The organism is Prosthecobacter fluviatilis, from assembly GCF_055388355.1.
In genome coordinates, this window is record NZ_AP043782.1 from 4,258,778 (window position 1) to 4,271,312 (window position 12,535).

Sequence of the window (12,535 nt, forward strand, 5' to 3'; positions counted from 1 at the left end):
GGTGCATTGGGCAGACGGGTTGTTGAGTCTGCGGTTGATGATCCTGCGGGCGCATGAAAACCATGCGCCCGCAGGTGTGTCAGCCTCAGGTGGAGGCAGGAATTTTGCAGCGCCAGCGCATGCATGGTTGTTACTTGGTAAAATTAGGGCAGCCTCTCTGACAGCAGGACTTTTTTAAATCCTGATCTTTTTCGGTGGGTTTCCTCCGGAAGCTCCGGCTTGCAGATTTCACCGCGCGAAGCGCTGCGTCGGTGTAAAATCAGAGCCTGCCAAGGCTGGAAACGCGTGGGTAAGCAAAAGCTGTATTTCAATTTGAAATGAAGCTTTGAGGGGTTGCACGCGAGCGTCGCACACCTGCATCAACCACGGCCTCATAGGAAAAAATGCCGCTGCCCGGCAAAATGCAGCCAGCTCAAAAAATGCTGTGAAACAAGCGCAGCGCAATTCATCCAGATCATGAATACAACATCCATACAAGGCATATCATCGCAGCGTGGTCATGCGGTCTCAGGCCGCATGCTGCGCCGCCGGCGTGCGGTGGCGCTTATCACCGTGCTCAGTGTTCTGGCATTGGCCATGGTCCTGCTGACCGCGCTGCTCAGCGCAACGCGCATTGATTACAACTCCACCGTGGCGCAGGTCGAGATCGCAAAGGCGCAGCTGCATGCCGACTCCGTGATCAATCTGGCCATCAGCCAGATCCAGCAGGGCATCCACCAGGACACCAAAGCATCGGGGGTTGAAATATGGGCCTCCCAGCCGGGCATGATCCGCCAGTACAAGCAGGACGGCACGCTGCTGCGTGGGCTCAAGCTCTATTCTGACAGCAAAATGGTGGCTGCAACCGAGACGGAGATCGCCGCAGACACGCCGCCTGCGGACTGGGACAAGCAGCCGGCGCAATATGTGGATCTCAACGAACCTGTCGTGCGCAGCGACGTCACTAACCCCACCGGCCCGCCCCGGCTGTTTTTCCCCATCATTGATCCCAGGGCCTACTCGCAGACTCCGAGCCGCTCCGTCGAAGGCTTCAGCTACTCCACGTTTGCAAATGGCACTTCGGGACAGCCGCTGGACGGTGTGGTAGCTCCTACCAGCGGAGGCAACGAAAGCCAGCAGCGCCTGCCCATGCCGGTCGAGTGGCTCTACATGCTCAAGGATGGGACGCTGGGGTATTTGGACGCCAGCGGGAAATTTGTCAGCAGCAGCGGCAGCGGGCAGACCGCCACGAGGGACAATCCCATGATCGCCCGCGTGGCCTTCTGGACGGATGATGAGTCCGCCAAGATCAACATCAACACCGCCGGGGAAGGCACTCCCTGGGACACGCCGCGGCTGTTTCATGAGCGCGATGGCGAGTGGGCGAGGTACCAGCCCATGGCCTATGAATACCAGCGCTACCCAGGCCATCCGGCCACCGTTTGCATGAGCACCGTTCTGTTTCCCGGGCAGGACATGAATCCGCTCGTTTCAGACACATCCGCCTTTGCCAAAGCGCTAACCTACAAGGAGGCCATCTACGATCTGATGCCCAAAATCCTGCCGGGCGGCTCCAAGGCCGGCTCCGTGCTGGTGCCGGTCAATCACAACTTCTCCCCCACCAATTTCCAGGCGGTTCAGGACGCCCTGGCAGAGCGCCTGTTTCCCAGTGTGGACGAGTTTTTGCTGAGGGCCACCCCCCAGGGGGACGGCAAGCGCAGTGAGATCAATCTCGGCACAAGCCAGATCTGGTCAGGGCTGCAAAACTATGAGGTGGTGGAGCGCCTGCGCCCGTTTCTGACCACACGCAGCCGCTCTTCCGAAGCCAATCCATTTGGCTATCCCAAGATCAGCATGTGGCCGGTGCACCGCACCAATTCCACGCGCACCCGCACGGTTTTTGACAACTCCATCGTGAACTGCTCCCAGATCGCCGGGAAGGATTACTTCTTCACCCGGCAGGACCCCCGGAGCCAGTCGGAGCTGACCACCATCACGCGCAACCAGCAGCTCTTCACCTACCTCATGAACCTGACCGGGCAGCCGATCCCCGGCTTTGGAGCTTCCAATGCTTCCTTCCTCACTAAATATGGCGACAACCGCCAGCAGATCCTGGTCGAAATTTTTGACTACATCCGCTGCACCAATTTGTACGATGACAATATCGCGGAGCGCAATGTCGGCGCCAATCCCTCCATCACCGGGCTGCCTGATGCGCGGCTGACGGCGAGCTCTGCCGGCATGGCGGCAGGCACCTTCACCCCCATGCGTGACTCAAACGGCAACAGTTTCCCGGGGCATGGCCAGGTCATGCCCACCGTGCTGCCGAAAAGCAAAGACCAGGTGTACCGCGGCATGGGGCGCTTCCTCACCATCAGTGAGGCCGGCCTGCACTTCATTGCCTGTGCCCAGGGGACCAATCAGGCGGGAGGCATGAGCGCTGTCAAAATCCAGCCGAAGGGTGCGCCCGGCTACACCCCGCCGAACTGGAGGGGTGGCGGCAGCGACACCGTGCTGGGCTGGGACAACTCGGCGTACTGGTACTCCAACTTCCCGCCCCTGAGCGCCGCCAACCAGGATCCCAAAAAAGGCTTCTACAAGTCCAGGTACCCCACCGCTCACAAACTCGAAGGCGTTGATGGGGACAAGGTCGGCCATCCTGGCTACAACCCCATGAACTGGAACTGGACGCTGGACACGGACACACCGCTCGACAACGGCGTGAAGCGAGTGCAGGCGACCTTTCTGCTGGAATGGTTCTCACCTTCTGCCGGATGGGCGCTGATCAACCCAGACATCGCCATCGAGATTGACGCGAGCGCGCTGACGGCCGGAGGCAAGCGCATGTTCCCCGTCAACAACGGCAAGACCCTGGTCCGCCCGTTCAAGCACATGAGCAACGCCTGGGGCGTGTACCAGCGCGGGGGCACCATTTCTTACCGCGCCTTTCTGCAGGAGCGCAAGCTGCCAGCCGTCGGCAGAGGGATCAACGGCTACACGTCCGGCAGCATTTTGTACCCAGACACCAACATCCCCGGCAATGACAGCCAGGCCCCATACAGCGGCGGTGTTCACTACAGCTATTATTCCAACCGGCCAGGGGCGCTGGAAAACTGCAATCAGTACAATCTGGTCAGCGACTTCATCGATGTGCCCGGGGGCGACAATGGAACCATTCCATTCTCCGGCGGCACCGTCGTGGTGAGGATACTCAGCAACGATGCCAACCCGCAGGTGCTGCAGACTTTCAATTTCAACTTCCCCGCCGCCCGTTTCCCATCCCCTTTTCTGGCAACAAAAAGCGAGGACACGACCTACGGGTACAATTCTGACGGCTCCATCTGGATACACCAGCCCGTGCCTGCGCCCTACTGGTGGGCTTTTCATTCGGATGGAGCTCTCGGTCGTGACAAAACCGGCCACATCACCAAAATCGCGGCCATACCTGGCAGCCGCATGGGCGGCAGGTTCCGCTACATCGGCAACGAAATCGGGAATTACGGGGATGTCCCGTTTGGCGGCACCTATTACCGCGGCAATTTGGTGATTCCTGATGACACTCTGCAGTCTCTGGTGCTTCGCCACGGTGATCCGCGCCTGACCATGGGCCAGTATGTGGTTCCTTCCACCGAGTTTGAACAGCACCGCTATTACGGCAGGCAGCGCCTGGCGCACAACATCGTCCTCGCGAACTGGAGCCAGGGGCCGGGGCTGGACCGCGGCGAAGACAAGAAAGGCTGGCGCCTGGTCAAAGATGCCGCTTACAACGCGTCCTTCCTTCCGGATCATCCTTACACTGCCGCCACAGGGGCCGGGCTGCAGAAGTATGGAGACTTTGACCGCGGCATCGCCAACCAGACCGACGGCGCCTACATTAACAAACCCGACGAGGGCAACACCTACAGCGTCACTGCCACCAACGGCCAGCAGCTGGTGCCCTACTTCTCCAATTCATGGGTGTCCTGGCTCGGGGGCTCGACGTACTTTTCGCCCAACAGGCAGGTGGCATCGCCCGGCATGTTTGGGTCTTTGCCCACAGGGGTGCATGACGCCGGTGGCGCAGGCGGCATGCGCCGCGAGCCCTGGCGCACCCTGCTCTTCCGCCCGCAGACATGGAGTGCCAAGCAGGGGCAGCAGTATCACATCGGTGCGCCAAGGCTGCTCAAAGGCTATGCCAAAAACGGGCTTCCCGTGCAGGGCATCGATCCTCCCGACTATCTTTTCATGGACTTCTTCTGGATGCCCATGGTCGAGCCCTATGTCATCAGCCAGCCGGGCTCTTCCGCAGGCAAGATCAACCTCAACTACCAGATGGCACCCTTCCGCCACATCCGCCGTGCCACCGGGCTTGCGGCGGTCATGAAAAGCGAGCTCATCACGGCCGTCTCTGTCCGGGATGCCAATGACTACCTGCGCCGTCCGGCAGGTGCGCCGGCCACTCAGACGGAGTCGTGGTTCTGGAAAAACGACACCAGCGCCCAAGGAAACAAATACTGGCACCGCCAGATCGACATCGAGTCCACACTGAAGTTGTTCGATGAGCGCTTCAGCTCCGGGTTTGCCTTCATCTCACCCGCGCAGATCTGTGAGATGTACCTGCTGCCGAAACCGGTGAACAGCTCTGACACCCTCGTCCCGACCAGCTGGCCGACCACCATGAGCGCTCTCACCAGGCCCACCGGCAACAGCATCCTGGCCTTCTGGGAAAATCACGCTCTCACGGCCGACAACCTCAAGGAGCGGCCATACACCAACATGTATCCGCGGCTCACGACGCGCTCAAACACCTTCCAGATCCACATGCGCATTCAGACCATTCGGAAAGCGCGCTCCACAGATCCTACCCAGTTTGTCACCGGGGCGGACAGCATCGGATCTGAGTACCGCGGTTCGGCGATCATCGAGCGCTACCTTGACCTCAATGACCCTGCCTTGGATGCGTCTAAAAACCTCGATTACGCCACGGGCAATCCTCTTTCCAAGACGCCCCTGGATGAGCTGCACCGTTTCCGCATCATCTCGCAAAAACGCTTTGATCCCTGAACCACCAGCCCCGTCAAACTCATGAAAAACTTGGCCAGAACCCAGCCCCGTTTCCTTGGCACCAGCCGCCAGCCAGCCGGCTTCTCACTGGTGGAGGTGACCATTGCCGTCGCCATCTCAGCCCTGGGCTTCATCACCCTTCTGGGGCTGCTGCCACAGGGAATCAACATGGCCCGAAATTCGGCTGAAATGTCCGTCGGCTCCAAAATCATGCAGAAGCTCAGCGGCGAAATGCAGTCCATGTCATGGAATCGCATCACATGGACAGGTTACGGGCCGCTGCGCTACTTCACCAACGAAGGCAGGGAGATGACCACGGCAGACACCAGCCAGGATGACCTGGCCGCCTCACTTGCGTTTGTGGCCTCGGTGTATGTGCCGCAAAAGCCGCTGGACATGTACCTCCCCACAGGCACCAGCGGCGGCAGCACGCCTGAGACTTATCTCCGCCGCGTGAAAATCTGCGTCGCCACCTCTGCAGATCCTTCCTTCGATTTCAATGCGGCGTCCCCCATGCGCATCAGCTCCGTTTACGCCCTCATCGCCAGGATGGGGGACTGAGCATGCCACATCCAGCCACTCACCCCACTCTGTCCTATGAAAGCAAAGCATGACCAACAATGGCGGCATGGCTTCACCCTGATTGAAGTGTCCCTCTCCATGGTGATCCTCTCCATCATCCTGCTGATTTCCGTCCAGGTGCTCGGGCTCACGCAGCGCGCCTGGAAGCGCGGCGTGACCCGCGTGGAGCAGTTCCGCGAAGCACGCATGGCGTTTGACAGCATCACCGAAAATCTCAGGCAGGCCATCTTGAACACCTACCAGGCCTATCAGTACAACAATGGAAACAGGCCCACGATCCCCACGTCCCAGACTCAGTCCCCCACCAAATACATCCGCCAGTCGGAGCTCCAGTTCGTCACCGGCCAGGCTCAGACACTGCTGCCTGGAGCCCAGGCGTCACAGCTCGTCACCCAGGCGATGTTTTTTCAGGCGCGCCTCGGTCTGAGCGACCGGATCGGCTACGAGGGGCTCAACCGGCTGCTCTGCGGCCGGGGCTATTTCATCATGTACAGCGGCAATGATGCCTTCCGCCCCCAGCATGTGACCGCCCAGAGCCTGCGTTTCAGACTCTGGGAGTACCGCCCGCCGGCGGAGGAGAACACCGTGTACTCGGTCAAGCCCGGCCAATGGTTTCTCAAAGCACCGGCCAGCGTCGTCACGGCCAGTGAAACGATCACCACGCCAGCGGACACCAGACCCATCGCGGAAAACATCATCGCCCTGATCATTTCCCCCCAGGTGACGGCGGACGACGCCGCCCTGAAAAAGACGACCCCGTGGTGGATCGCGCCCAAGTATGCCTATGACTCCACGCAGCTGCTCAATGTGACGACCGACAGCCCGCAGGGCACCCAGCATATGCTGCCGCCCAGAGTGGTGGTCACCCTGGTCGCGATTGATGAAGCGTCCGCCCGCAAGCTGGCGCTGAAATATCCTGACACCATGCCTCAGCTGATCCCCAGCGGCGCCTTTACCCTGGCTGACAACAGGCAGAAAGACCTCAAGGACCTGGCGGACAAGCTGCGCGCCGAGCAGCTCAACTACCAGGTTTTTTCCACCACCATCAGCATGCGTAACTCGAAATGGGGCCTCCTCAGATGAACACACACATTCCCACCCAGCCTTCGCCCACTCACCCAGGCAGGAATGCCACTCCGGCCGGCTTCAGCCTGGTGGAGATGGTCATCGTCATCGCCATCGTGACCATGCTCATCGCTGTGGCCACGCCCTACACGCTGGCCGCACTGCAGTCTGCCAACCTCACTTCGGCAGGTGACACCCTGATGCAAAAGCTGGCCGCTGCCCAGCAGCGGGCATTGACGGAGAACCGCCCCATCGGGCTGGATTTCTACCACTACACCCATGATGACATCAAAGGCTGTCATGCCATCCAGATGATCACCTACAACCCAGCGACCAACCAGGCGACGCCGCTGGAGCCGCCGGTGTACTGGAGCAAGCAGAGCGTGGTACTTGTGGAGGGTGCGCTCTCGCCCATGTTCAGCACCAGTCAGACTGCCGCCAGCACCGGTCAGGCCACGCAGAATCCCTTTCAGTCACTCGGTGCCACATTCCACCGCGTCATCTTTTATCCCAACGGCTCCACCAGCCTGCGGGTCCCGCTCCGCACCGCCTACCTGACCCTGATCTCCACCAAGAGCTATCAGGCGGATCTCTCCACGGCGCCGCCCAATTACTACACGGTCCAGATCGATCCTGTCACCGGGCGTGGGCACTCCTACCGTCCGTGAAGCCGCTGCCAAGGGGAGCGCTGGCAGAGCACTTCGCCTTCATGCCGCATCGCGGCCTGTTCTTTGCGCAAGTGCCGGAGACAGGACTCGAACCTGCACTTGTTTCCAAACCAGATCCTAAGTCTGGCGCGTCTACCAATTCCGCCACTCCGGCATGGAGCTGCATGTCAGCATGATTCCGTGCGGATGTTCATGCTGCAAATGAATTATCGCGCACGCAGCAGGCGGGTGGCCGCCCAGCCGGTGAGCAGCACGGTGCACAGCGGCATGAGGCCGACTTTCAAATTGGCTCCGATCCAGGGCAGCCAGTGTCCGGAATAGGTGGTCAGGGCGCTGAAGTACTTCAGGCCGAAGACCCAGCCGCCATGAAGGCCCATGCCCGCCCAGAGCGCACCGGTTTGCATGCGCGCCTTGGCCAGCACCCAGCCGACGGCGAAGAGGGTGGCAAACTCGGCCAGGAGAAAATGCACATCGCCAAAACCTGCGGCGATCTGCTTCAGCACGAGGAATCCGCTGCTCCAGGTGACGGCGGCATCGCTGATCTGCCAGCCCTCCGGCGGCTTGAGAAAGTGCACCAGGGCAAAGACGAAGGTGAGCGCGAGGAGCGCACGGGGCTCCTTCATGCTCCGCAGCAGCAGGCCCAGCAGCAGGCCGCGGAAAAAAAACTCCTCCACGAGGCCGGCTCCCAGCGCCGCAGTGACCGGCTCCCCCAGCTTCCACCAGCGCGGGTCCGGGCGCAGCTGATACGCCCCCATCTTGAGAAAGATGAACCCCAGAGCGAGCAGCAGTCCGGCGGCCAGCAAAAAGCCGACACCCCACTGCCTGAAACCACGGCCAAAGGGACCCCAGGCTGGCAGCAGCGAACGCTCCAGCCGCACCCAGCGCATGAAGGGCCAGATGAAAAGGATCGCGCAGACGAGCACCGCCCGGTTGAAGTAGCGGGTGAACTGCGCCCGCTCGATCTCCGCCAGCAGCCACCTGACCGGTCCTGTGTCGTGCAGGGAAGAGGCCGAGAGCCAGCCGTGGGCTGCTTTCCCGAGGTGAAAGAGCGGCACAGACAGCAGCGCCCCGCCGAGCATCACGGCGAGGAGGTAGAGCAGAAGTTTGGGCAGGGCAGGGGAACTGCCGGGGCTGGCGGCTTGCATGGGGGCGATACTAGCGCATCCTGAGCGCTCTCAATGACCAAAAACCAAATCCACGAATGGCACGAACGTCTCGAAGATGGCCGCAAGCAGTACATCCGCGCCTATTGGAATTCGCGTGAATGGCAATTCCGCTACGCCCATCCCGACGGCGAGCAATGGACTCCGCTGGAAAATCCGCCGCCGCAGCGCTGGCTGGAGCTGCGCGATCTTCTGTTCCGCAAGTACCAGCGCAAAAAGCTGCCTTGGAAATACGTCGAGCAGCTTGACAAGAAGCTTGAGGACATGGGGATCAAGCCAGCGGGGGATGAGCCTCTGGCGGACGAAGAGTGACACCTGGTGTCAGTGGGCTCCGGCATTGGTTTTGATCTCAGACGTCACCCCTCCGCCGTAGGCCGCGCCGAAACGCATGCCCACCTGGACATCAGGGAACAGAAAGCGCCGGCCTTCGCGGGCGCTCCGCCTTCGTGACATGAATCCTAGCAGGGCTGCGATCACCGCGCCTCCTGCGAGCATGGCAGGAATCGTCACGGCAAATGTCTTTTCACCCCGTTGCAGCCACAGGGACTGCCTCAGCCGCACACTCTCCATGCTGCGTAGCCGGTCGACCCAGTAACGTGTGGCCAGGGCCAGCCGTTCATCCAGTGCGAGCTTGGTGTCTGTCTGGATGCGCCGTGTTTCCTGCATGATCTCGACAAGCTCGGCAGCCGGGTAGCGGTCCCAGAAATCGGGGGAGAAAGACATGGCGGTGCCGTTGCTGGCGCGGTCATAGGCCATCAAAACGGCAGATCGCGCCGCACTCCACGCATGCCTCGTGGCCTGGGCCTGCCTGCGGACAGTGGTTCCTGCGGGGGGAAAGCTGGACGCCATGAACCATGCGTCACACTTCAAATCCTGGGAAAACTCTCTGAGCTCCTCCGCCAGCTGCCGGTGAGTCTCGGGGGTGAGTGCCCGGGTGTCATCCAAGATGCCGTCTGCCGGGGGGGCGGGCTCGGCCAGCCCCAGCGCGGCGGCCGCCAGCCAAAGCACGGCACACGCCGGCAACAGCAGTCGGTGTTTGAGGCATGGGGCGTGGTTCATGTTTTGGGGCAATCTGCCTCACACCCGGCCGGAGGGCAACTTCCGCCGTGCCTGCCAGGGCGGCTGCGCCGCCCTGGCAGACGTACATTCGGGTTCCAAAAGGGCCGTTTTGTGCTGGAATTGGGATCGCTTGTGAAATTTTTCACAAAATCGCCTTGCCGCTCTTTGGGCAGCGTAGATAGATACTCCTCACGCACGCTACCAGCCCCCTGCTTTTCATGCCCACTGTTACCCGAGAATACGAGGCCCCGGATACCGCCGCCAAAGTGGCCCGGCAGCTCGAAGCCGTGGAAGAAGCCACGACGGACATCGTCGGAGAGAAACTGGTGCTCAACATGGGCCCCAGCCATCCTGCCACTCACGGGGTGCTGCGCCTGATCCTGGAACTGGACGGCGAAATCATCACCAAGGCGGATCCGGACGTGGGCTTCCTGCATCGCGGGGATGAAAAGATCGCCGAGAACATGCACTACAACCAGTTCGTGCCCTACACGGACCGGCTCGACTACCTTGCCCCTCTGGCGAACAACGTGGCCTACGCCCTTGCCGTGGAAAAGCTCATGGGCTGGGAGGTGCCTGAGCGCGGCCGGGCCATCCGCGTCATCTGCTGCGAGCTGGCGCGAATCTCCGCCCACATGCTCGGAGTCGGGGTGTTTGCCATGGACGTGGGAGCGATGACGGTCTTCCTCTACACCTTCACCGAGCGCGAAAAGATCTACAACCTCTGCGAGCAGCTCACGGGAGCGCGCTTCACCACCAGCTACACCCGCGTGGGTGGCCAGATCCGCGACTTGCCGGACGGTTTTGTTGGTGCCGTGAAAACCTTCCTGGATGAACTGGAGCCTGTGATCGACGAGATCGACAAGCTGCTTTCACGCAACCGCATCTTCATCGACCGCACGCAGGACATCGGTGTCATCACCAAAGCAGACGCCATCAGCTTCGGTCTCACCGGCCCCAACCTGCGTGGTTCCGGTGTGGAGCATGACCTGCGCAAAGCCCAGCCCTACCTCGACTACGAGAAGTACGAGTTTGACGTGCCCGTGGGCACCAAAGGCGACTGCTATGACCGCTACCTCGTGCGCATGGAAGAAATGCGCCAGAGCGTGCGCATCCTCAGGCAGGTGCTCGCTTCTCTGCCCGGAGGCCCCATCAATGTGGCTGACGCCAAGGGGCTTCTGCCCAAGAAGGAAAAAGTGCTGATGAAGATGGAGGAGCTCATCCACCACTTCATCATCGCCACCCAGGGCATTGACGCTCCTGCCGGCGAAGTCTATTTCGCTGCCGAAAATCCCAAGGGCGAGCTGGGTTTCTACATCAACAGCACTGGCGGCGGTGTGCCGCACCGTCTGAAGATTCGCAGTCCTTCGTTCCTCAATCTCAGCATCATCTCCAAGCTGATCCCCGGCCACATGCTCAGCGACATTCCCGCGGTGCTTGGCAGCCTGGACTTCGTCATGGGCGAGTGTGACCGCTGATTTTTCATCCTAACCTTTTCATCCGAGACACCCCACGCATGGCCTTTGAAGTTCCAGCCGAATTGGAAAAACGCATGGACGAGGCGATCTCGCATTATCCCGTTTCCAAACGCAGCGCCGTCCTGCCGCTGCTGCATCTCATGCAGGAGCATTTCCGCTTCATCAGCGACGAGGCTGTGAACTGGGTGGCCGCCAAGCTTTCTCTGGAGCCGATTCAGGTTCTCGAAGTGGTCACCTTCTACCCCGGCTTCCGCCAAAGCGCCCCCGGCAAGTTTCACATCCGCGTCTGCCGCACCCTTTCCTGTGCCATGGCGGGAAGCTATGAGCTGATGGATGCCTTCTGCAAGGCGGGAAACATTGACCGCTCTCACACAGACCATCATCACCCCATCGCGGTGAGCGCAGACGGCAAGTACAGCATTGAATTTGCCGAATGTCTCGCGAGCTGCGGCTTTGGCCCGGTCTGCATGATCGAGGACGACTTCTATGAGAAGGTCGATCCCGCCAAGGTGGGCGAGCTTCTCGCGCAGCGAGTCTGATCAAAGCACAAAAAAACGCAGCGGTTTCAGCCGCTGCGTTTTTTTGATTCAGGAGGGATCTCTCAAAGGTCTTATTTGGAGCGCCAGGACACCACGTCATCAGGCGTCTGCTGCTTCAAGTCCTGGCCCCAGCTGTAGATGGCGACTTCCAGAGGAAGCATCTTTGGTGGAGGGCTGATTGCATTTGCGGAGATTCTGGGGTCCGAGTTGTTCAAGTCTGGATTGGCCACCTGCAGGTCGCCGTTGGTGTCGAGCAGCACATAGTAAAGGGTGCCCCAGAGATCGACCAGACGATAGGGCGGTTGGGCGTTGACCAGGCCAAACTTGCCATTTTTGGCAATGGGGAGGTCGATGAACTTGATGTTCTTGGGGTTCAAATTGACGCTGCCGCTGCTGCCACCGCCGCCAGCTCCTCCGCTCGAGGAAGTCGTAATCGCAGTCAGAGCGCCGATGATGCCGGTGTTCTCATCCGTGGGCAAAGCCTGCACGTCCTGGCCGGAGGATGCTGCGCTGAGAAGGCTGGGGTTCACCGGCCAGCGGTTGTAGTCGACCTGGTAGCTTGTGATGGCCACGCGCAGGTCTTTGAGAACAGTCTGCACCTGCAGCTTTCTCCCATCCTCCATGAGCTTGTTGGCCTGAGAAATGACAAGGCTTGCCAGAACGCCAATGATGGTGATTACCACCAGCAGTTCGATGAGCGTAAAGCCCGGTCGTGCGTGAGAGTTGGGACGAGAGTTGATTTTCATGATCTACGGTTGGGTTTATGATTGGCAGGCGCCGGGGAACGAAAGGGGTTCAAAATACAGTCGTCGCTCCGCCGGATTATTTAATCGATTTTGCAATGCGGCGTCAATACTTGTGATGAACAAGCGCGAACTTACGCGCGTGGGACATGATTGAAACAGGGCCTTGGCGGACCGTGTGGCGCCGTCTGCAACACGAGCTTTTGATTGTCAACT

10 protein-coding genes and 1 tRNA gene are annotated in these 12,535 nt (G+C 60.4%); 7 read left to right on the plus strand and 4 right to left on the minus strand.

The window, feature by feature from the left end; all coding sequences use genetic code 11:
• The first annotated feature begins 456 nt into the window (after positions 1 to 456).
• From vccA to vccD, 4 genes are read left to right on the plus strand one after another with little or no spacing between them, the layout of a single operon-like run.
• Positions 457 to 5,022, plus strand: coding sequence for a Verru_Chthon cassette protein A (vccA, locus tag ACZ5WW_RS16640; RefSeq protein ID WP_377166219.1), 4,566 nt, complete (start codon positions 457 to 459; stop codon positions 5,020 to 5,022).
• A gap of 21 nt (positions 5,023 to 5,043) precedes the next feature.
• Positions 5,044 to 5,583, plus strand: coding sequence for a Verru_Chthon cassette protein B (gene vccB / locus ACZ5WW_RS16645; RefSeq protein ID WP_377166217.1), 540 nt, complete (start codon positions 5,044 to 5,046; stop codon positions 5,581 to 5,583).
• A gap of 36 nt (positions 5,584 to 5,619) precedes the next feature.
• Complete coding sequence (gene vccC, locus ACZ5WW_RS16650; RefSeq protein ID WP_377166215.1) at positions 5,620 to 6,687, plus strand: Verru_Chthon cassette protein C; 1,068 nt, start codon at positions 5,620 to 5,622, stop codon at positions 6,685 to 6,687.
• A complete protein-coding gene (gene vccD, locus ACZ5WW_RS16655; RefSeq protein WP_377166213.1) occupies positions 6,684 to 7,337 on the plus strand; it encodes a Verru_Chthon cassette protein D in 654 nt (217 codons plus the stop codon). Before vccC ends, vccD begins: the two co-directional genes overlap by 4 nt.
• Positions 7,338 to 7,409: 72 nt before the next feature.
• Here the strand turns inward: vccD and ACZ5WW_RS16660 are convergent.
• A tRNA-Leu gene (locus tag ACZ5WW_RS16660) sits at positions 7,410 to 7,491 on the minus strand.
• A 52-nt stretch (positions 7,492 to 7,543) separates the two neighbouring features.
• Complete coding sequence (locus ACZ5WW_RS16665) at positions 7,544 to 8,482, minus strand: CPBP family glutamic-type intramembrane protease (RefSeq protein WP_377166211.1); 939 nt, start codon at positions 8,480 to 8,482, stop codon at positions 7,544 to 7,546.
• 33 nt (positions 8,483 to 8,515) lie between these two features.
• On the opposite strand from ACZ5WW_RS16665, the gene ACZ5WW_RS16670 reads away from it, so the two are divergent.
• The gene (locus ACZ5WW_RS16670) at positions 8,516 to 8,812 is read left to right on the plus strand and encodes a hypothetical protein (protein ID WP_377166209.1); all 297 of its coding nucleotides are present in this window, start codon (positions 8,516 to 8,518) and stop codon (positions 8,810 to 8,812) included.
• 9 nt (positions 8,813 to 8,821) lie between these two features.
• Here ACZ5WW_RS16670 and ACZ5WW_RS16675 read toward each other — a convergent pair whose 3' ends face one another.
• Positions 8,822 to 9,559 (minus strand): hypothetical protein, encoded by a 738-nt coding sequence (locus ACZ5WW_RS16675; RefSeq protein WP_377166207.1) that lies wholly within the window; start codon positions 9,557 to 9,559, stop codon positions 8,822 to 8,824.
• A 218-nt stretch (positions 9,560 to 9,777) separates the two neighbouring features.
• Here ACZ5WW_RS16675 and nuoD point away from each other — a divergent pair, with 218 nt between their 5' ends.
• Positions 9,778 to 11,037: an NADH dehydrogenase (quinone) subunit D gene (gene nuoD / locus ACZ5WW_RS16680; protein WP_377166205.1), complete on the plus strand. Its 1,260-nt coding sequence runs from the start codon at positions 9,778 to 9,780 to the stop codon at positions 11,035 to 11,037.
• 38 nt (positions 11,038 to 11,075) lie between these two features.
• Complete coding sequence (locus ACZ5WW_RS16685; RefSeq protein WP_377166203.1) at positions 11,076 to 11,576, plus strand: NADH-quinone oxidoreductase subunit NuoE family protein; 501 nt, start codon at positions 11,076 to 11,078, stop codon at positions 11,574 to 11,576.
• Between the two features lie 71 nt (positions 11,577 to 11,647).
• Here ACZ5WW_RS16685 and ACZ5WW_RS16690 read toward each other — a convergent pair whose 3' ends face one another.
• A complete protein-coding gene (locus tag ACZ5WW_RS16690; RefSeq protein ID WP_377166201.1) occupies positions 11,648 to 12,322 on the minus strand; it encodes a type II secretion system protein in 675 nt (224 codons plus the stop codon).
• Positions 12,323 to 12,535: the final 213 nt, after the last annotated feature.

Excerpts from the sequence above, each read along its gene's own strand:
- ACZ5WW_RS16670 (WP_377166209.1), top strand. The coding sequence starts at position 8,516 with ATGACCAAAAACCAAATCCACGAATGGCACGAACGTCTCGAAGATGGC.
- ACZ5WW_RS16690 (WP_377166201.1), bottom strand. The coding sequence starts at position 12,322 with ATGAAAATCAACTCTCGTCCCAACTCTCACGCACGACCGGGCTTTACG.
- vccD (WP_377166213.1), top strand. The coding sequence starts at position 6,684 with ATGAACACACACATTCCCACCCAGCCTTCGCCCACTCACCCAGGCAGG.
- ACZ5WW_RS16675 (WP_377166207.1), bottom strand. The coding sequence starts at position 9,559 with ATGAACCACGCCCCATGCCTCAAACACCGACTGCTGTTGCCGGCGTGT.
- vccC (WP_377166215.1), top strand. The coding sequence starts at position 5,620 with ATGAAAGCAAAGCATGACCAACAATGGCGGCATGGCTTCACCCTGATT.
- ACZ5WW_RS16685 (WP_377166203.1), top strand. The coding sequence starts at position 11,076 with ATGGCCTTTGAAGTTCCAGCCGAATTGGAAAAACGCATGGACGAGGCG.
- nuoD (WP_377166205.1), top strand. The coding sequence starts at position 9,778 with ATGCCCACTGTTACCCGAGAATACGAGGCCCCGGATACCGCCGCCAAA.
- ACZ5WW_RS16665 (WP_377166211.1), bottom strand. The coding sequence starts at position 8,482 with ATGCAAGCCGCCAGCCCCGGCAGTTCCCCTGCCCTGCCCAAACTTCTG.
- vccA (WP_377166219.1), top strand. The coding sequence starts at position 457 with ATGAATACAACATCCATACAAGGCATATCATCGCAGCGTGGTCATGCG.
- vccB (WP_377166217.1), top strand. The coding sequence starts at position 5,044 with ATGAAAAACTTGGCCAGAACCCAGCCCCGTTTCCTTGGCACCAGCCGC.